At 58.1% G+C, this 19,737-nt stretch carries 18 protein-coding genes; 12 read left to right on the plus strand and 6 right to left on the minus strand.

The window, feature by feature from the left end; all coding sequences use genetic code 11:
* Window positions 1-47: 47 nt before the first annotated feature.
* The 9 genes from rpsM to glmM all read left to right on the plus strand — a co-directional run bounded on the left by rpsM (window position 48) and on the right by glmM (window position 8,102).
* The gene (gene rpsM, locus HMPREF2605_RS02490; RefSeq protein ID WP_005505026.1) at window positions 48-416 is read left to right on the plus strand and encodes a 30S ribosomal protein S13; all 369 of its coding nucleotides are present in this window, start codon (window positions 48-50) and stop codon (window positions 414-416) included.
* Between the two features lie 68 nt (window positions 417-484).
* Window positions 485-892 (plus strand): 30S ribosomal protein S11, encoded by a 408-nt coding sequence (gene rpsK / locus HMPREF2605_RS02495; protein ID WP_005505028.1) that lies wholly within the window; start codon window positions 485-487, stop codon window positions 890-892.
* A 138-nt stretch (window positions 893-1,030) separates the two neighbouring features.
* On the plus strand, window positions 1,031-2,023 hold the full coding sequence (locus HMPREF2605_RS02500; RefSeq protein WP_005505031.1) for a DNA-directed RNA polymerase subunit alpha: 993 nt from the start codon (window positions 1,031-1,033) through the stop codon (window positions 2,021-2,023).
* 105 nt (window positions 2,024-2,128) lie between these two features.
* Entirely contained in the window at window positions 2,129-2,782 is a 654-nt protein-coding gene (rplQ, locus tag HMPREF2605_RS02505; protein ID WP_012903064.1) for a 50S ribosomal protein L17, read from the plus strand.
* Window positions 2,783-2,955: 173 nt separating this feature from the next.
* Window positions 2,956-3,921 carry a tRNA pseudouridine(38-40) synthase TruA gene (truA, locus tag HMPREF2605_RS02510; RefSeq protein ID WP_070846823.1) on the plus strand — a complete coding sequence of 322 codons (966 nt, stop codon included), beginning with the start codon at window positions 2,956-2,958 and terminating at the stop codon, window positions 3,919-3,921.
* 364 nt (window positions 3,922-4,285) lie between these two features.
* The gene (gene rplM, locus HMPREF2605_RS02515; RefSeq protein ID WP_005505035.1) at window positions 4,286-4,729 is read left to right on the plus strand and encodes a 50S ribosomal protein L13; all 444 of its coding nucleotides are present in this window, start codon (window positions 4,286-4,288) and stop codon (window positions 4,727-4,729) included.
* 32 nt (window positions 4,730-4,761) lie between these two features.
* A complete protein-coding gene (gene rpsI, locus HMPREF2605_RS02520) occupies window positions 4,762-5,253 on the plus strand; it encodes a 30S ribosomal protein S9 (protein WP_005505036.1) in 492 nt (163 codons plus the stop codon).
* Between the two features lie 180 nt (window positions 5,254-5,433).
* Window positions 5,434-6,501, plus strand: a complete 1,068-nt coding sequence (gene ppk2, locus HMPREF2605_RS02525) for a polyphosphate kinase 2 (RefSeq protein ID WP_070687290.1) — start codon at window positions 5,434-5,436, stop codon at window positions 6,499-6,501.
* A 242-nt stretch (window positions 6,502-6,743) separates the two neighbouring features.
* Window positions 6,744-8,102: a phosphoglucosamine mutase gene (gene glmM, locus HMPREF2605_RS02530; protein WP_049327570.1), complete on the plus strand. Its 1,359-nt coding sequence runs from the start codon at window positions 6,744-6,746 to the stop codon at window positions 8,100-8,102.
* A gap of 175 nt (window positions 8,103-8,277) precedes the next feature.
* Here the strand turns inward: glmM and mscL are convergent, their stop codons facing one another.
* The 3 genes from mscL to coaA form a co-directional block, all read right to left on the minus strand.
* Window positions 8,278-8,658, minus strand: a complete 381-nt coding sequence (mscL, locus tag HMPREF2605_RS02535; protein ID WP_049331947.1) for a large conductance mechanosensitive channel protein MscL — start codon at window positions 8,656-8,658, stop codon at window positions 8,278-8,280.
* A 292-nt stretch (window positions 8,659-8,950) separates the two neighbouring features.
* Window positions 8,951-9,814, minus strand: coding sequence for a M15 family metallopeptidase (locus HMPREF2605_RS02540; protein WP_141762261.1), 864 nt, complete (start codon window positions 9,812-9,814; stop codon window positions 8,951-8,953).
* A 220-nt stretch (window positions 9,815-10,034) separates the two neighbouring features.
* Window positions 10,035-10,991: a type I pantothenate kinase gene (coaA, locus tag HMPREF2605_RS02545; RefSeq protein ID WP_070846825.1), complete on the minus strand. Its 957-nt coding sequence runs from the start codon at window positions 10,989-10,991 to the stop codon at window positions 10,035-10,037.
* Window positions 10,992-11,174: 183 nt separating this feature from the next.
* Here coaA and glmS point away from each other — a divergent pair, with 183 nt between their 5' ends.
* From glmS to HMPREF2605_RS02560, 3 genes are all read left to right on the plus strand, one after another.
* Entirely contained in the window at window positions 11,175-13,058 is a 1,884-nt protein-coding gene (gene glmS / locus HMPREF2605_RS02550) for a glutamine--fructose-6-phosphate transaminase (isomerizing) (protein ID WP_049338090.1), read from the plus strand.
* 265 nt (window positions 13,059-13,323) lie between these two features.
* Window positions 13,324-13,761: a holo-ACP synthase gene (locus HMPREF2605_RS02555; RefSeq protein ID WP_070831739.1), complete on the plus strand. Its 438-nt coding sequence runs from the start codon at window positions 13,324-13,326 to the stop codon at window positions 13,759-13,761.
* A gap of 69 nt (window positions 13,762-13,830) precedes the next feature.
* Window positions 13,831-15,417, plus strand: coding sequence for a bifunctional ADP-dependent NAD(P)H-hydrate dehydratase/NAD(P)H-hydrate epimerase (locus HMPREF2605_RS02560; RefSeq protein ID WP_070831736.1), 1,587 nt, complete (start codon window positions 13,831-13,833; stop codon window positions 15,415-15,417).
* A gap of 226 nt (window positions 15,418-15,643) precedes the next feature.
* Here HMPREF2605_RS02560 and HMPREF2605_RS02565 read toward each other — a convergent pair whose 3' ends face one another.
* The 3 genes from HMPREF2605_RS02565 to HMPREF2605_RS02575 form a co-directional block, all read right to left on the minus strand.
* Window positions 15,644-17,125, minus strand: a complete 1,482-nt coding sequence (locus tag HMPREF2605_RS02565) for a sugar transferase (RefSeq protein ID WP_070642928.1) — start codon at window positions 17,123-17,125, stop codon at window positions 15,644-15,646.
* Window positions 17,126-17,631: 506 nt separating this feature from the next.
* The gene (locus HMPREF2605_RS02570; RefSeq protein ID WP_049346436.1) at window positions 17,632-18,414 is read right to left on the minus strand and encodes a phosphatase; all 783 of its coding nucleotides are present in this window, start codon (window positions 18,412-18,414) and stop codon (window positions 17,632-17,634) included.
* 28 nt (window positions 18,415-18,442) lie between these two features.
* Window positions 18,443-19,705: a glycosyltransferase gene (locus HMPREF2605_RS02575; RefSeq protein WP_070846826.1), complete on the minus strand. Its 1,263-nt coding sequence runs from the start codon at window positions 19,703-19,705 to the stop codon at window positions 18,443-18,445.
* Window positions 19,706-19,737: the final 32 nt, after the last annotated feature.

Genomic DNA, 19,737 nt, shown 5'->3' on the forward strand with positions numbered 1-19,737 from the left:
GGGCAGTGATGCTATAGACCTCTGGAAAACAACAAGGAGAAGCCAGTATGGCACGTCTCGCTGGAGTTGATATTCCCCGCGAAAAGCGCGTGGAAGTTGCTCTCACTTACATCTACGGCGTGGGCAAGACCCGTGCACACGAAACCCTCGCTGCTACCGGCGTCAACCCTGACACCCGCGTCAAGGACCTGACCGACCAGGAGCTCGTGGCACTTCGTGACTTCATCGAAGGCAACTACAAGGTTGAAGGTGATCTTCGCCGCGAGGTTGCAGCTGACATCCGCCGTAAGGTTGAAATCGGTTCCTACCAGGGCCTGCGCCACCGCCGCGGCCTGCCGGTTCACGGTCAGCGCACCAAGACTAACGCACGTACCCGCAAGGGCCCGAAGCGTACCGTCGCAGGTAAGAAGAAGTAAGCAACGTTGCTCTGTTGGATATCTCTATCCGACCAACGTATTAGAAAACCTTTGTAGGAGAATCAAAAATGCCTCCCAAGACTCGCGCTGCGGCAGCTCGTAAGACCAACCGCCGCAAGGTTAGCAAGAACATCGTTGCTGGTCAGGCTCACATCAAGTCGACCTTCAACAACACCATCGTCTCCATCACCGATCCCACCGGTGCAGTGATCTCCTGGTCCTCCGCTGGCGACATGGGCTTCAAGGGCTCCCGTAAGTCCACCCCCTACGCCGCACAGCTGGCTGCTGAGGCTGCTGCAAACCGCGCCAAGGAGCACGGCGTCCGCAAGGTTGACGTGTTCGTCAAGGGCCCCGGTTCCGGTCGCGAAACCGCAATCCGCTCCCTGCAGGCTGCAGGCCTCGAGGTCGGTTCGATTCAGGACGTTACCCCCGTTGCACACAACGGTTGCCGTCCCCCGAAGCGCCGCCGCGTCTAATTAGGTCCCTGACCTAATCCCTCGACGGGTACGCTCCACGGAGCTGTACCCGGAGAGTACAGACACCCGTCTGCTTCCTAAGATATGTTTTCCCCAACCTGTGGGCTCATATAGCGGAGCTCACCGAAAGGAAACAAAGTGCTTATTGCACAGCGCCCCACTCTGACTGAAGAGGTCGTAGCGCCCAACCGCTCGCGCTTCACCATCGAGCCTCTGGAGCCCGGTTTCGGCTACACCATGGGTAACTCCCTCCGCCGTACTCTGCTGTCCTCCATCCCCGGCGCCGCTGTTACCAGCGTCCGCATTGATGGTGTACTGCACGAGTTCAGCACCGTTCCCGGCGTGACCGAGGACGTCACTGAGATCATCTTGAACATCAAGAAGCTCTCCATCTCTTCTGAGAACGACGAGCCCGTCGTGGCCTACCTGCGCAAGCAGGGCGAAGGTGAACTGACCGCAGGCGACATCGAGGTTCCCGCTGGCGTGGAGATCCACAACCCGGAACTGCACCTAGCAACCCTGAACGCCTCGGCAAACTTCAACGCTGAGCTGGTTATCGAGCGCGGTCGCGGCTACGTGACTGCAGCTCAGAACAAGGTCGGCGATGGCGAGATTGGCCGTATCCCGGTTGACTCCATCTACTCCCCGGTTCTGAAGGTTACCTTCAGCGTGAACGCGACCCGTGTTGAGCAGCGCACCGACTTCGACAGCCTGACCCTGGACGTCGAAACCAAGGAAGCCATCGCACCGCGTGACGCCGTTGCTTCTGCAGGCAGCACCCTGGTCGAGCTCTTCGGCCTGGCACGTGAGCTGAACATTGCAGCTGAGGGTATCGAAGTTGGCCCGTCGCCCGCCGACGAGTCCATGGCCGCTGATCTGGCACTGCCGATCGAGGACCTGAACATGTCCGTCCGCTCCTACAACTGCCTCAAGCGCGAGGGCATCCACACCGTGGGTGAGCTCGTGACCCGCAGTGAAGCTGACCTGATGGACATCCGTAACTTCGGTGCTAAGTCCATTGACGAGGTCAAGGCAAAGCTCATTGAGCTCGGCCTGGCTCTGAAGGACTCCCCTCCCGGTTTCGAGCCTGCTGCACGCCCGCTTGATGACGAAGACGGTTCCGGCGAATAATTTCGACCGAATAGTTCACCCGGTTCCACCGGGATCAGTCAAACTTGATTCCCTAAGAGGCTCCGCTGCTGGGGCGTTAGGGAACGCAACTATGGAGATTTAACTATGCCTACTCCCACTAAGGGTCCCCGCCTCGGCGGTTCCCCGACCCACGAGCGCCACATGCTCAACAACCTGTCGGCGCAGCTGTTCCAGCACAAGCGCATCACCACCACCCTGACCAAGGCAAAGCGCCTGCGTCCGGTGGCAGAGCGCTTCATCACCTTCGGTAAGAAGGGCGACCTGGCTGCTCGCCGTCGCGTGCTGCGTTCCATCACCGACAAGTCCGTCGTGCACGAGCTCTTCACCGTTATTGCTCCGGCAATGGCAGAGCGCCCCGGTGGTTACACCCGCATCATCAAGATCGGTAACCGCAAGGGTGACAACGCTCCCATGGCAGTCATCGAGCTCGTCATGGAGCCCGTTGCAACCCAGGGTGCAGTTGCTGAGGCAACCAAGGTTGCTGAGAAGGCAGCTGAGGCTCCCAAGGCTGAAGCAGCTGAGGGCCTGCCCGCAGGTTCCCACGCACCCCTGGAGTCCGGCGAGGCTCCCGAGGGCTTCGAGGTTAAGGGTAACGCCGATTCCATGAAGTACCACGTGCCCGGTTCCCGCTGGTACACCAGCACCAAGGCTGAAATCTGGTTCGACTCCGCTGAGTCGGCAGAGGCTGCAGGTTACGCCCCCGCAGGTGGCGCAGCAGCACAGAAGGTTTCCGAGTAATACGGATCCCAGCTGATTTAGGCTAAGCCTAAAATATGTCAATCCGCCGTCCACTATTGTGGGCGGCGGATTGGCGTATCTGCATACTTAAGAGGACACGGTTCTTTGCGCATTCGCTATCCAAGAGCCGGCCCGTAGTCTTCAATCGTCCTTTACCGCTGAAAGGCACACCAATGCATAACGCTACTTCTTTAGAGAATTACGAAGAGCAGCCCTTCACCGCTACGCACCGCGTGCGAATTGATTGTGCTTACGACGGTTCTCTTTTCAGCGGGTGGGCAGCCCAGCCGAACCTGGTCACCGTGCAGGGAGTCATTGAGAACGCCCTTGAACTGATTTTGCGTGTACCTCACCGCGTGGTGGTCGCGGGTCGAACCGATGCCGGTGTGCATGCGGAAGCCCAGACCCTACATTGCGATCTGAGTGATGAGGACTGGACTCGCCTGCAGGGGCGAACCGGGGAAGATGACCCGACGGCTGCACTGGGGCGCCGCCTCACCGGTGCTCTTCAGCGATGCCTTTACGATGCGGAAGAACAACTCAACCTGCCGAAGAACGTTCGCGGTATTTTGCAGGGGGCTATTCAGATTCACCGCGTGAGCGAAGTGCCCTTCGATTTTGATGCGCGCTTCTCAGCTACCGGCCGCCGCTATGTTTACCGCATTGCAGATGGTGCAGCGGACGGTCTTAACCCCCTGCACCGTACCTACACCTGGGCGGTACCCGAGCACCTGGATTGTGTTGATCTGAACGAATCGGCACAGCAACTACTCGGCCTGCGCGATTTTCTCTCCTTCTGCAAACCCCGTGAAGGCGCGACCACCATTCGTGAACTGCGGGAACTCAGCTTTACCCGCACTGAAAACGGGCTGATTGAGGTACGCGTAGTGGCTGACGCCTTCTGCCATCACATGGTGCGTTCACTTGTCGGCGCGCTGGTTCTCTACGGTACGGGCAAACGCGACGCCGCCTGGCTGCGAGAGCGGATCGAGAACCCGGGACGCGAGGCTTCGCTGACTCTGGCGCCTCCGCATGCGCTCGCTCTGGCTGAGATTTACTACCCTGTTCCTGAGCTCTACGGTGTGCAGGCGGAGCGTGCTCGAGCAAAGCGCGAGGACCACGAAGCACAGAGCGCTTAACGCCCTGTGCATATTGAACCTCGTCACTTTGCTCATGCTCCACGAAGCACCGCGGGGGAGCGCAACTACCGCGGGGGAATTACACGGATGGAATTTAAAATGTGTTTAAGGCAAAAAAGCCCTATTTTTAAGGCTTTGGCGGTGGATTAAGCACTCGACGTCCTGTATAGTCTTGATATGTTGTGCGTGTTCTACCCGAGCGCGCTCTAAATCGCTGTCTAGTTGCAGGACGTTAAGGCGGTATAGAGTACGGGCAGAACGGGCGGCAGCTCGGTCCTCACCCGGGTGTTCGTCATGCACGTAAGTAAAAGGCGCGATACCCAACTAAGCGCCGTATGTACATTTCGAGACAAAGGCCAATATTTTGCGCACTTATACTCCCAAGCCCGGCGAAGTCGAGCGCCAGTGGCACGTCATTGACGCCACCGACGTTGTTCTCGGCCGCCTCGCAAGCCAGACCGCTATCCTGCTGCGCGGTAAGCACAAGCCGACTTTTGCTCCCCACGTTGACACCGGTGACTTCGTTATCATCGTGAACGCTGAGAAGGTCGCCCTGACCGGTGCAAAGCTCGAGCAGAAGCGTGCATACCGCCACTCGGGTTACCCCGGCGGTCTGAAGTCCGTGAACTACGCAGAGCTGCTTGAGACCAACCCCGTTCGCGCGGTTGAGAAGGCTGTCAAGGGCATGCTGCCCAAGAACAAGCTTGCTGCACAGCAGCTCAAGAAGCTGAAGGTCTACGCTGGCCCCGAGCACCCGCACGCGGCACAGCAGCCCAAGACCTACGAATTCAACCAGGTCGCCCAGTAATTCGGGCCTACGAAGAAACAATAGGAGAAATCGTGGCTCAGAACGAAGAGCAGATCGTAGTCGAGGAAGAGCTGACCAGCTACACCTCGGAGTCCGCTGCCCCCGCAGCGGCTAAGGCAGCACGTCCGGCCCTGACCGTTGCAGGCGCAGCAGTTGGTCGCCGCAAGGAAGCAGTGGCACGCGTTCGCGTTGTGCCCGGTTCCGGCAACTGGACCATCAACGGCCGTAGCCTGGAAGACTACTTCCCCAACAAGCTGCACCAGCAGGACGTCAACCAGCCCTTCAAGCTCCTGGAGCTCGAGGGTGCATACGACGTCATCGCACGCATCAACGGTGGTGGCCCCTCCGGTCAGGCAGGTGCTCTGCGCCTGGGTATCGCTCGTGCACTGAACGAGATCGACCGCGAGAACAACCGCCCCGCACTGAAGAAGGCTGGCTACCTGACCCGTGACGCACGCGTCATCGAGCGTAAGAAGGCTGGTCTTAAGAAGGCACGCAAGGCTTCGCAGTTCTCCAAGCGTTAATCGCTGGTTTTCACGAAGCGTTACGCCCCGCTTCTCCTTCGGGAGAGTCGGGGCGTTTTGCGTATCTGCTCACCGTGAGCGTTACAAGGTTATAGGGTGCATATAACTGTTACGTTTGTTCATCGAAGAGCACACCGGTAGAGTTAAAGAGTCAAAGCAGACAGGAAGAAAAGAGTACTCATGGCAGAGCAGAATCCCTCCACCCAGCCCGAAGAGAAGGCAGTGGAGGCTCCTCAGACTGAAGCCCACCAGCACGCCGCTGGAGGCGCACACGCACACACCGGTTCTGAGAAGAAACAAGCCATCAAGGAAGCCCTGAAGCCCCAGGCACGCCGCACCTCCGTTGTCGAAGACTACTCGGCAGAGCTGGACGAAATGGCTTCCCTCACCCGCGCCCTCGGCAAGGACAAGAAGGACGACGAAACCTCGCAGGCATGGAAGAAGGGTTATCCCTACGACACCAAGCTCAGCCGTAAGGCATACGAGAAGGAAAAGCGTGCCCTGCAGATTGAGCTGCTGAAGCTGCAGCTCTGGGCTAAGTCCACCGGTCAGAAGATCCTCATCATCTTCGAAGGCCGTGACGCAGCAGGTAAGGGTGGCTCCATCAAGCGCTTCACCGAGCACCTGAACCCCCGTGGCGCTCGCGTTGTGGCACTGGAGAAGCCGACCGATATCGAGCAGACCCAGTGGTACTTCCAGCGTTACATCAAGCACCTGCCCTCCGGCGGCGAAATCGTCCTGATGGACCGCTCCTGGTACAACCGTGCCGGCGTTGAGCGCGTTATGGGCTACTGCACCCAGGCACAGTACTTCGAGTTCATGCGCGAAGTTCCGGACCTGGAGCGCATGCTGGTGAACTCCGGTATCCATATCATCAAGTTCTGGTTCTCCGTCACCCGCGAAGAGCAGCTCGCACGCTTCACCTCCCGCCGTACCGACCCGGTTCGCCAGTGGAAGCTTTCCCCCACCGACCTGGCATCCCTGGACAAGTGGGACGACTACACCGCGGCGAAGGAAGCAATGTTCTTCTACACCCACACCGGTGACGCCCCCTGGACCGTTATCAAGTCCAACGACAAGAAGCGCGCACGTCTGGAAGCAATGCGTTACGTGCTCTCCCAGTTCGACTACCCCTCCAAGGATGAGGCAGTCGTGGGCGAGCTCGACTCGCTAATCGTCCGCTCTGCATCGGACGTTTTCGAGGATGAGTCCGGTGACTCTCCCGACGGCTTCCCGGTCGTCAAGTAAGCGTTGATAGATAGGGGAGAGCAACAACTCAACCCTGCGGCGATATAACCGACAAACAGCTTGCGCTGTGAAGGTGCCTGCCTCTCTTTTCCCTCTCTGGGAACTGAGAGCAGGCACCTTTGCGTGTCTATAGAAACATTGGCTATGAAGCAGATATGTAGCCGCTGAAAATCACTTTCTGATTCTGAAGAAAATGCGGTGTATACGCCTGAGGAGAGTTATGCGCATCGTAAAATGAAAGGGTGACTGAACGACTTTTTGGAACCGACGGCGTACGCGGTCTGGCAAACGATGTAATTACTCCCGCCCTGGCTATGGAGCTCGCGCAGGCGGCCTCTATTGTGCTGGGCTTTGACACGGTAGAAGAGGGCGTACGCCCCCGTGCCGTGATCGCAAATGACTCCCGATCCTCTGCAGACTTTATTGTCTCTGCGATGAAGGCTGGCTTCGCTAGCGCAGGTGTTGACGTGCTGGACGCCGGCATTGTCCCCACCCCCGCAGCAGCTTACCTGGTGGCACACACCGGTGCTGACTTCGGCGTGATGATTTCTGCATCGCACAACCCGGCAGCGGACAACGGCATTAAGTTCCTGGCCCGAGGCGGCCAGAAGCTGGAAGACTCCGTTGAGGACGCCATTGAACGCGTTTATCGCGAGAAGTCCTTCCGCTACCCGACCGGTGGTGCTGTGGGTACCGTCAAGCCCCTGGAGAACGGTACCGAGGCTTACGTGAAGCACCTGGTCTCCACCCTGCCCGAAGGCAAGCCCCTTGCCGGCATGAAGATTGTTCTGGACTGCGCAAACGGTGCGGCATACGCAGCATCTCCCGCAGCTTTCGAAGCGTTGGGTGCAGAGGTTATCGCACTGGCTGTAGAGCCCAACGGCACCAACATCAACGACGGCGTGGGCTCCACCCACCCCGAGAAGCTGCAGGCAGCAGTCGTTGAGCACGGCGCGGACCTCGGCATCGCCCACGACGGCGACTCCGACCGTTGCCAGGCAGTTGACGAAAAGGGCAACCTGGTAGACGGCGACCAGATTATGGCTATCCTTGCTGTTGCTGCTAAGCGCGAAGGCAAGCTCGCAAAGGACACCCTCGTCGCAACCGTGATGAGCAGCCTGGGCCTGGAGCTGTACCTGCGCGAGCACGGCATTACCCTCGGCCGCACCGCTGTGGGTGACCGCTACGTCCTCGAGTCTATGCGCGAGCACGGCTACAACCTCGGCGGCGAGCAGTCCGGCCACGTTATCATGAGCGACTACGCAACCACCGGTGACGGCGTTCTGACCGGCATCCAGCTGGCTGCAGAGGTGGCTCGTAGCGGTCAGACCCTCTCGGAGCTGGCATCCCGCATGCAGCCCACCCCGCAGCGCCTGATCAACGTCAAGGGCGTTGACCGTGCGGCGGTCAAGACCAACGAGGCGCTCGCTACCGCTGTGAGCGAGGCTGAAGGCGTACTGGGTGAGAGCGGCCGCGTGCTGTTGCGTGCATCCGGTACTGAGCCTCTGGTTCGCGTGATGGTTGAGGCTGCAACCCAGGAGCAGGCTGATGAGGTTGCTCAGCAGCTGGCTGACGTCGTGGCTAAGGAATTGGCACTCTAAACGTATTCTTCCGGTGCGAAGACCGGAATGGAGGATAGAGAAAGGGCTGGGAAGGTGTTACCTTCCCAGCCCTTCTTCGTTATCTTAGGCGGGCGTAGGGGATAAGGATGCGGAAAACCCCCGTATCCACGGGGGATACGGGGGTTTGAAAAATTAGTGGTAGAGAGCAGAGAAATTACTTCTTTGCCAGAGCGTCGCGGATCTCCTTCAGGAGGTCAAGCTCGGTCTCTTCCTTTTCAATAGCCTCGTCTTCAGCCTTCTTCTTAGCCAGCGCGAGTTCAGTCAGCTTCTGAGTGGGCACAACAACTGCGAAGTACACAGCAACTGCAATCAGGATGAAGTTGACAATAGCGGTCAGGAACACGCCAACCTTGATCTGGCCGAAGACCAGGAAGTTGTCGAAGTTGGGGGAGCCAACCAGCATGGAGATAGCCGGCATCAGGACGGCCTGGACAAGCGAGGTCACCACAGCGGTGAAGGCGGTACCCATAATCAGACCAACTGCGAGGTCGATGACGTTACCGCGGATTACAAAATCTTTAAAACCCTTAAGCATGAGATATAGAATAGCGCCTTTCAGGTGTTCAAAATGCCATATTCTGAGAAAATTTTCACCGTAAAGCATGTGTTTTTCTTCACAATGGTTCTATGGTGCCCAATACTTAAGGTCTATGTCACATGAAGTTGAGTAAAAATCTCTGTAGACCCTGTAAAACCGCGGATTTACGGGTGATATACGCAAGAAAATATGCATATGCTGTGCCTATTTATTTCTGACATGGAAGCTAGAAATACGATACACATCACCGCTCAACGCGCCTGGCGGTACCGCGCGGTTAGCTCAGAGGCTAGTTTGCACTTGCATAATCGGGTGCCGCGCCCGTACCGATAAACTCCTCAAAAGTCTTCGCGCCCGAAGACACATATTCTTGAGCAGTCTGCACACCCACATACCGGTAATGCCACGGCTCAAAACGATAGCCAGTCACTGACTGACGGCCATCAGGGAAACGCAAAATATATCCGTAACGCGGAGCATTCTTCGCCAACCACTGGCCAGCCAGCGTATCGCGGTAACACTCCTCCAGCCGGCACCCCTCAGGAGAAGCGAAATCAATCGCCAAACCTGTCTGATGCTCCGAATATCCGGGACGCGCCGACAACTGATCTGCCACCTGCTGACCGTTCACTGAAACCCAATACTGATAGGTCTGCTGCTGCACCGCATATGAACGATACGCGCTAGAAACAAGCAGGGTCACACCATCAGCAGCAGCCGCATCAATCATCGTGTCCGCTGCCTTAGCCGCCTCGGCACGCAACTGCTGACCATAGAAATCCACCAGGTCACTCGGCTCCCAATCCAGCTGCGCAAAGGGACGCATCTTATTCACAAGACAACGCAGCGAATCCGGCTGAGACTCGACACTCGGCTGAGCGGGAGCAATCGTTGCCGGCCCCGAGGTGCTAGCGGATACTGAAGCGCTCGCGGAAGCGGTGGGGGAGGGGGTAGTCGAAGAGGCAGCTCCGGTGGGAGAAGGGATGCCAGAAGCCGAAGCGCTTGCCGCCGAGGGCGAAGATGCAGTAGAGGAAGAGGCTGCAGAAGAAGCTGACGGAGACGAAGAAGCGCCCCGGCTCTGAGAGCCGCAAGCCGCCAATAGTGCGGTGCTACCAACGCCCAAAGCCGCGCCCAAAAGAGTGCGACGGTTCATCACAGAACTTTCAAAAGACGCCTGAGAATCGGATGTGCGGCGCGGGGAATTCACAATAACTCCTAATCATGGTGCGTAACGGTGCATACAAAAAGCGCCGGAAGCCTAAACCCACCCCGCGAGGGAGTGGAGCCTCCGGCGCCTTCTACTAGAATGCACCACAAACGCGCTACACGGGCAACTAAAAACCGCACACGAACAATAAAAACCTAAAGAACCTCTAGTTCTTACGCAGAAGAACCTGCTCCACGTTATGCTCGGCGCCCTTCTGAAGAATCAAATGCGCACGAGCACGAGTCGGCAAAACATTCTGTAGCAGATTCGGCTCATTCACGCTCTTCCAAATGCCGGTCGCAACCTCAACCGCCTGCTCATCGCTCAGCTCCGCATAACGCTTGAAATACGACTCCGGATTCGCAAAAGCCGAAGAACGCAGTGTCAAGAAACGATTCACATACCAGCGCTCAATATCCTCAGTGCGGGCATCCACATAAATAGAGAAATCAAAGAAATCACTCAGCGTCAGATCGGAAGTCTCCGGCCCCTCAGCCTGAGAAGGCGCCAAAACATTCAAGCCTTCAAGAATCAGCACATCCGGTGCGGTGACCTCAATATGCTCATCCGGCATGATGTCGTAATACAGGTGCGAATACTTCGGCGCCACCACACGCTCGGCACCGGACTTCACCTGCGACACAAAGTTCAACAGAGCACGGCGATCATAAGACTCCGGGAAACCCTTGCGGTGCATAATACCGCGACGCTGAAGCTCAGCATTCGGGTACAAGAAACCATCCGTAGTCACCAACTGAACCTTCGGAGTCGAAGGCCAACGGCTCAAAAGAGCCTGCAAAATACGCGCCGTCGTCGACTTACCCACAGCAACAGAACCCGCCACACCAATAATGAATGGGACGCGGCGCTGAGACACATGCAGAAAATCATTCGTCATATGGTTCAGCGAGGATGCGGCAGTTACATACAGATTAAGAAGGCGAGAAACCGGCAGATAAATACGCTGCACCTCTTCAAGGTCGACAGTTTCACCCAGACCACGAAGAGACTCAATTTCCTCAGCACTGAGGGGGACAGAAATCTCATCGGCTAGGTGCGACCAACGGGAACGGTCAAGATGCATGAAGCGGTCATCGCCAGAAAAATACGGTGCGGTGCTCATTTATCTAAGTGTACGAACTTTCAGCCCGCGGGGAAAATATCTACTCTCATGGTTTGTGCGAAGAAATAAATTGATGGAAAGAAAAGGGTAAAACCTGAAAAGCTAGGAAAGCCACATTAAACGTGACGCATAACGGTATTTCACCGTGCACATATTCGGATACTTGTGGGATAAACTTATAGCATGTGTGGAATCGTAGGATATGTAGGTCTGGACACTGCTCCGGACGGTAACAAGTTTGACCACAACGCATACGATGTGGTCCTCGAAGGTCTGCGCCGTCAGGAATACCGCGGCTATGACTCTGCTGGCGTGGCACTCGTGTGCCCCGACGGCATCGTATTCCGTAAGAAGGCTGGTAAGCTCCTGAACCTTGAGAACGAGGTCAAGGAACACCCCCTGCCGGACTCCCAGATTGGTATCGGTCACACCCGTTGGGCAACCCACGGTGGACCCACTGACAACAACGCTCACCCCCACGTTGTCGACAACGGCCGCCTCGCCGTCGTACACAACGGTATTATCGAAAACTTTGCAGAACTGCGCGCCGAGCTGCTCGCCGAAGGTGTAGAGTTCGCATCTCAGACCGACACCGAGGTAGCTGCAGCAACCATTGCAAGCATCTACAACAAGCTCGGTACCGGTGACCTCACCGAGGCAGTACGCGTAGCATCCAACCGCCTCGAAGGTGCATTCACCATCCTGGCTATCCACGCCGACCACCCGGACCGCGTTGTGGCAACCCGCCGCAACTCCCCGCTGGTTATCGGCCTGGGCGAGAACGAGAACTTCCTCGGCTCTGACGTCTCCGCGTTCATTGACTACACCAAGGAAGCCGTCGAAATGGGTCAGGACCAGATCGTGACCATCACCGGCACTGACTACTCCATCATCGACTTCGAAGGTAACCCCGCAGAGGGCAAGCCGTTCCACATCGAATGGGACGCAGCAGCAGCCGAAAAGGGCGGCTACAACTCCTTCATGGAGAAGGAAATCCACGAGCAGCCCGCAGCCGTTGAGCAGACCCTCATGGGCCGCCTTGACGAGAACGGCAACCTCACCCTCGACGAGCTGAACATCGACGACTCGGTGCTGCGCTCGATTGACAAGATCATCGTTGTTGCATGTGGTACCGCAGCATACGCAGGCCAGGTGGCACGCTACGCCATCGAGCACTGGTGCCGCATCCCCACCGAGGTCGAGCTCGCACACGAGTTCCGCTACCGCGACCCCATCGTGAACGAGAAGACCCTCATCGTGGCACTCTCGCAGTCCGGCGAAACCATGGACACCCTGATGGCAGTGCGCCACGCACGCGAACAGGGCGCAAAGGTTATCTCCATCTGCAACACCCACGGCTCGACCCTGCCCCGTGAATCCGACGCTGCCCTGTACACCCACGCGGGCCCCGAAATCGCAGTGGCATCCACCAAGGCATTCCTGGCACAGATCACCGCAGCATACCTGCTCGGCCTGTACCTGGCACAGCTGCGCGGCAACAAGTACAAGGACGAAATCGCTTCGATCCTCGCCGAGCTGCAGAACATGCCCGCAAAGATTCAGAAGGTCATCGACAACGACACCCAGGTCAAGGAACTGGGCGTCGAAATGAAGGATGCCTCCTCCGTGATCTTCCTCGGCCGCCATGTGGGCTTCCCCGTCGCAATGGAAGGCGCACTCAAGCTCAAGGAAATCACCTACATCCACGCTGAAGGCTTCGCAGCAGGCGAGCTCAAGCACGGCCCCATCGCGCTGATCGATGAAGGCCAGCCGGTCATCGTAGTGGTTCCCTCCGCAAACGGTCGCGACTCCCTGCACGGCAAGGTCGTCTCCAACATCCAGGAAGTGCGCGCTCGCGGCGCCTTCACCATCGTCATCGCCGAGGAAGGCGACGAGGCCGTCAAGCCCTACGCAGACCGCCTCATCACCGTCCCGGCATGCCCCTCGCTGTTGCAGCCCCTGCTGGCAACTGTGCCCTTGCAGATCTTCGCATGCGCACTGGCAGAAGCTAAGGGCCTGGACGTTGACCAGCCGCGTAACCTCGCAAAGTCCGTGACCGTGGAGTAATCCTTAGGAGTAATCCTCGGAAATCGCCTCAGCGATAACGAAAGGGCGGTGGTTGAGTTCTTAGAGAACTCGACCACCGCCCTTGTCGTTTAACCACTCGGTTATTCATGGATGGTCCAACAAAAATAGGACACTGTGAAACAGGCATCAACCGGGCGTCATATTTGACGGTAAACCGCCCAAAAGAAACGAATCTCGCTAGACTTAAAACAAGAGAAACCGCAAACAGGACGCGGCACCACCCCTAGCGCAGAAGGTGAAGCTCATGATCATGGGAATCGGCGTAGATACCGTCAACATCGAACGATTCGAACGAATCGTCACCGAAACACCAGCCTTCGTTCGCCGCGTCTTTACCCCCAACGAACGCACCCGGAACGTGCGCTCCCAAGCCGTACGATTTGCTGCCAAAGAAGCCGTCGCAAAAGTACTCGGAGCACCCGCCGGACTCAACTGGCAAGACTGCGAAGTCGCCACCGCCGAAAGCGGTCAGCCCTACCTCATCATTCAGGGCACCATCGCCCGCCGAGCCAAAGAACTTGGCATCAACCGCATTCACCTCTCGCTGACCCACGACGAACCCATGGCCATCGCCATTGCAACCGCCGAATACCTCAGCGATGCAGAACTGGCGCACCTGCAAAAGTTCAACCCCGAAAGCTACCGACTCAGCGTCATCGCCGGTGACGACACCGAGGACTAACGCAGAGCCACACCAACACCACACCAGGTGACCCCTAAGGCCCGCACGGTGCCACCCAAGGAGACAGCAATGAAGCTCATCTACACTGCTTCCCAGGTACGCGAAGCAGAAAAGCCCTACATCGAAGCCGCCGACTACGACGGCTACCTCATGCAACGTGCCGCAGATGCCGTCGCGGCCGAAGCACAGGACCTGCTCCGCGGCAAGGACAATGCCAAAATCCTGTTGCTCATCGGTCCGGGCAACAACGGCGCAGACACCATCTACGCCGGCGCCCGCCTCAGCGCCAAAGGCCACCGCGTTGATGCCGTCATCTTTGACCCCAGCGAAAAGAACCTCGAACTCATCGCCCGAGAAGGCGGCGAAGGCACCCGCGTACTCGACCCCGAACACACCCTCGAACACCTTACCGGCTACGACCTGACCATTGACGGCATCCTCGGTACCGGCTCCAGCGGTGCCGTACGCGGTAGCGCCGGCGAATACCTGGGCGTACTCCGTGCAGCGCAGCTCGACGGTAAGCTCGGCGCAGTCCTTGCCGTAGACACCCCCTCCGGAGTCGACAACAACCGCGGAACCGTGCACGAACCCTCCCTGCGCGCCGATCGCACCGTCACCTTCATCGGCCACAAGCTACCGGCAGGCACCTGCCACAGCGTCCACTCCGGAGACATCAAACTCTACGACCTGGGCGTTCCCGAAGCCCTCAACTCCCACAAGCCTGCCCTGCGCGTCCTCGAGCGCGAAGACTACCGCGAGCTTATCGAAGTACCCGACGAACACTCCCACAAGTACACCCGCGGCGTACTCGGCATGCTCACCGGAAGCCTCGAATACCCCGGCGCAGCCCTCATGAGCGTGCGTGCCGCTCTCAACACCGGCGTGGGTATGGTTCGCTTCAACGCCAACTCCCACGAGCTGCGCCAGCTCATGATCGCCCACAACCCCGAAACCGTCTACTTCAGCGGCGCACCCGCCCTGCAGAGGGTCACCGTCTGGGCAGGCGGCTCAGGATCCAGCCACGACTCGCTGGATAAGAACCGCTACCTGCTCCACTCGCCCGAACCCGCCATCCTCGACGCGGGCGCCTGCGACCTGGCGGCAGAATACATGGCAACCGGCAAGCACCTCGGCTCCCATAAGATTCTCACCCCGCACGCGGCAGAACTCGAACGCTTCCTGCGCATCGTGCACGAGCTCGCCCCCGAAACCTGGACAAAGCACCTGGGCGACGCCATCGTACCCAGCCGCAAGGACATCGACGCAGAGCCCTTCCGATGGGCCCGCGCCGCCTCCGAACTCTCCGGCGCCACCGTCATGCTCAAGGGCGGCTACACGCTCATCGCGGCGCCCAACGGCGCCACCTACAGCGTTGCTGGCGGAAGCCCCTGGCTCGCCACCGCAGGCAGCGGAGACACCCTCACCGGCATCTACGGAGCACTGCTCGCCCAGACCGTAGCAGCCTTCGATGCTCGCGGAGAAGCGCTGGAAGGCTGCACCTTCGCCTCCATCGGTGCGCTCGCCGTCTACCTGCACGGCGAAGCCGCACGCGCCAGCGCCACCGGAAGCGTCAAGGACGCCCGGCCCGGCCCGGCACCCGCAACCCGCGTCGCGGAGATGCTCCCCGAAGTTATCGCCCGACTCATCGCAGAATAGGGGAGCGGGAACAAAGCTAGCACACTGAAGCTCTGACACTCGTCTCAAGACGAAGAGAAAAGCCCCCAGACACCCTGGGTATGCAGAAGGGGCGTGAATCCATCGGAAATGGATTCACGCCCCTTCAACGCGTTTACATCAATGCACGATACCGAGCTGCCTGTGCCGGGACAGCATCACTAAAAACCGGCATACGCATCGGCGGGAGAAACTCCCACCATCTTTCTTAGTACGCGCCTTCCTTAGCGAAAACCGCACGGACAGTACGCAGAAGAATAATGAAGTCACCGGTAAGCGACCAGTTCTCAACATAGTAGAGATCCAGACGAACCGACTCCTCCCAAGAGAGGTCACTACGACCCGAAACCTGCCACAGGCCGGTAATACCCGGCTTCACCAGAAGGCGGCGGTACGCAATATCTTCGTACTGCTCAACTTCCTCAACCAGCGGAGGACGCGGACCCACCAGCGACATATCGCCAATGAACACGTTCCACAGCTGAGGCAGCTCATCAATCGAGTACTTACGGATGAACTTACCGATGGGGGTAATACGCGGGTCGTCCTTCATCTTGAAGAGCACGCCGTTACCCTCGTTCTGCTCCATGAGGCGCTTCTTAACCTCTTCAGCATCAGTACGCATCGAACGGAACTTCACCATCTTGAAAAGCTCACCGTTCAGACCCACACGGTTCTGAAGGAAGAAGACCGGGCCGCCATCACGCTTAACCAGCAGAGCAACCACCAGGAACAGCGGAGAGAGCAGAATCAAACCCAGACCCGAGGACACAACGTCCACGGCGCGCTTGAAGAACGCCGACAGACCGGTAATACGCGGAGTCGACACGTGCACCAGCGGCAGACCGTTCAGCGGCTGCATGTGCATACGCGGACCAGCAATATCGGTCGTAGCCGGAGCCATAATCAGCGAAATATGCGCATCCGCCAGCTTCCAACCCAGCAGACGAACCTGGTCCGGGCTCAAATGGTGGCCATTCGTAACAGCGACCATGTGAATATCGTTCTCGCGGATAGCTTCCATAATGTCAGCCGGAGAAGTGCTGTAACCAAGCACCGGAATCGGCGCACCAGCAACAGTAGTACCGGGAGTGAAACCGGGCAGGTAGAACGCAGCGGGGGACAGACCGGAAGCAACCACATCCTTCAAATTCTTGTACAGGTGCTGACCGGTCGTCACATCAGAAATAATCATGACGCGAGTCAGCGCGCGACCGCGAGTACGCGAACGCACCAGGCCCTGACGAATAACCCAACGCTCCATCAGCAGGAAGAACAGGCCCAGCGGATAAGCAATCAGCAGGTACATGCGGGTGACGTCAACCTTGAGGAAGAACGCCACAATAATCAGCAGACAGAAGAAATAAGTACTGCCGCGAGTAATGAGGCGGTACTCCTCAGTACCGAAACCCATAATGCGCAGGCTACGGGAGCCATTCACCTGGAGAATAAACCACCAGCCAATGGTCAGGCCAATACCCAAGAAGATATAGTCCATCGCGGGTACGCGGCCATCGAGAACATTAATAGGCCAAACGTTCACATAGGGCAGGTCAGCATTTTCCCACCCGAAACGAATCAGATGCGCAGCGACAACCGCAACAGCAATGGCGAAAAAATCGCCAAAGTAAAGGGCGCGCTGAACCTTGGGATGCCAGCTTCGCTTGATAACGAAGTCTGAACCCCACATTTTTTTAAGACGATCTTGTACTTTCAACGGTGTAATCTTCCCCGGAAATTTGTCCTGTATTGCGGACTGAGAGCGGCGAATAGGCACATTTACCCCTAATTATCGGTGTAAGGGAGACGTGTCCTAGTCTTTGTCCTGATGAATGAGTGAACCCTTAATCTTGCTGAGTGAATAATGGCAGAGACTACGGCAAAGGCGCTGGTAAGACGCCTAGTGGAGCGTTATATGAGCCCGCTGAGCGCATAAACGTGTTCCGTAAACTATTCTACGGGGTCGGGGGTCTTCCGTCTCGAAGAATGAAGAGGCAAAGTCGCTCCGGTGTGATGAAATCAATCACAGAAAAATAAGAGAATAAGAGCCTCCGGGAAGAATGCCTAGTGGAGCTAAGAAACTCCCAAAATTACCGGTATGTTTCACGCATCTGCAGAAAAACAATAACCGGCATATAAAAAGACAAATCCCGGAGTCTCAATAACAAGCCCTACGCACACGGCGTAAAAGGGACATTAAGGGCGCTCAAGCCCCGCACGATCCAAAATGAAATCAATCATCGGTTCATAACGGCGCGGCGGAACGTTATCGTCCATCGGCACACACACCGGCAAATCTCCCTGCTCAGCCGCAACAAACAGACCGGGATCATTACAATCCGCAATGCCAATCGTCAGCAGCTTACGAGTAGACGCCGCATAACCACCCATACCGTGATCCGAAACCACCAGATCCGGGGTCACGCCACGCGCCTCCAGCTGATCCAAAGCGATGCGCATCGGGCCGGGGAAATGTGTATGCTGCAGGTTGCCGTACTGCTCAAACATCACGACATCCATAATCTGGCGGACGTCGCCGTCGAGGAAACGCTCGCCCTCCTCAATCTGAAGAACCTCAGCACCCGCAGCCTTCGCCGCTGCAGCCATTACCGCGTAAATGGGGAACAGGCCCGCCGGGTGACCGGTCGCAAACAGGATGCGGGAACCGGCACGCACCGCCTCGCCGAAGATACGGGCGTACTCCTCCAGGGCGCTGATGCACTGCTCGGCACCAATCGTGTCCTGACCGTGAGTATGCGAACGGTCCGGGTTCAGACCCGCACGGCGGACCATCACCTCAAACACCGAATCGTAATCCCACTCGCGGGTCCACTGAACACCAAACTCAAGGTGCTCATTGCCATCCAGGAAACCCTGAATATGGTCCAGATTATTCTCGCGCGGGGTCGCCACCTCGCCGGTAATACGCACCGAATCCAGGTATGCGGCGAACTCATCGCGGCTCATGGAGAAAGACATTAAAACTCCTCATGACGTGAAAAATACATTACTGCGAGATACCTTCACGTACCTCGGCATAAGCTTCTAGGGTCTTACGCGCCGTCTGGTCCCAACCCATCGTGCGGGCACGCGCCGCAGCGTTCGCGCCCAACGAGTGGCGCAGATACGGGGCACGCACCAGACGCTCAATAGCCGCAGCCCAACGCTGCGGAGTACGAGGAGCCACCAGCAGGCCCGTACGGTGGTTCTCCACCGCAAAGCGCAGACCGTCAGCATCCGTAGCGAGCACCGCCGCGCCGCACGCCTGCGCCTCCAGAGCCACCAACCCGAACGTCTCAGACGACGACGGGGACGCCACGATATCGGCAGCACGGAAAATATTCGCCAACTCAGATGCCGGAACCGGATCCTTCAAATGCACCCGATCTGCCACACCCAGCTCAGCTGCACGCTGCAACAGGCGGCGCTCATAATCCGAATCGGAACGACCAATAATGTCCACATCCACCTGCAGATCGGAGGGGAGCAGCGCGAGCGCCTCCACCAGCAGATGCGGGCCCTTCAACGGCTGAGGCCTACCGGCAAACACAATGCGGCAACGAGTCTCCGAGGTGTCATTGAGCGGATGCACGCCAGGAATCGTATGGAAAATCGAGGTGTCAACACCCGGCGGGATAGTGGCAAGCTTCTGCGCGTCCGTACCGTAATACTCGCCCATCTGCTGCGCCTCCAGGGGAGTATTCACAATCACCCGGCTCGCGGAGCTACTCATCAGGCGCTCGGCGGCATAGCGCTCCTCGGGTTCGGGCGCCTCACCTTCGCCGCGGCGCGCATCCTTGGCAGCAGCCGTCGTATGTGGAGTAAAAAGAACAGGAACCGGGAAGCCAACGCCCTGAGCCGACCACAGGTCGGATGCACGAGCCGCAGCCTGACCCGACAGCCAATAGTGGGCGTGAATAATATCCGGGGTGTACAGTGCCTGCTCGACGCACGCCTGCGCAAAATCATCGGTGACCGCAGCCAGCTCATTCTTCGAAAGACCACGGGCGGAGGGCAGATCAAGACTGTGGCGCACAAGGCGCTCGCCGGGCTGAGGAGGCTGACGGAACGGCGAATCAGCCGGAAGCGCCTCACCGCGATCCAGGGTGAAAACCTCAACCCGCAGCTCCGGATCCAGTTCCAGCATGGCATGCACCGACCGGGCAATATAGACGTTCATGCCGCCTGCATCTCCGCTACCGGGCTGCGCAAAAGGGTCGGTGTGCATGGAATACACGTGAACCGTCCGAACCGGCGGCAGAGTGCTCATCGATGCTTTCCTCTCTAAAGGGGTACCTGACC

This window comes from Rothia sp. HMSC065C03 (assembly GCF_001837295.1).
In the GTDB taxonomy this organism is placed as follows: domain Bacteria; phylum Actinomycetota; class Actinomycetes; order Actinomycetales; family Micrococcaceae; genus Rothia.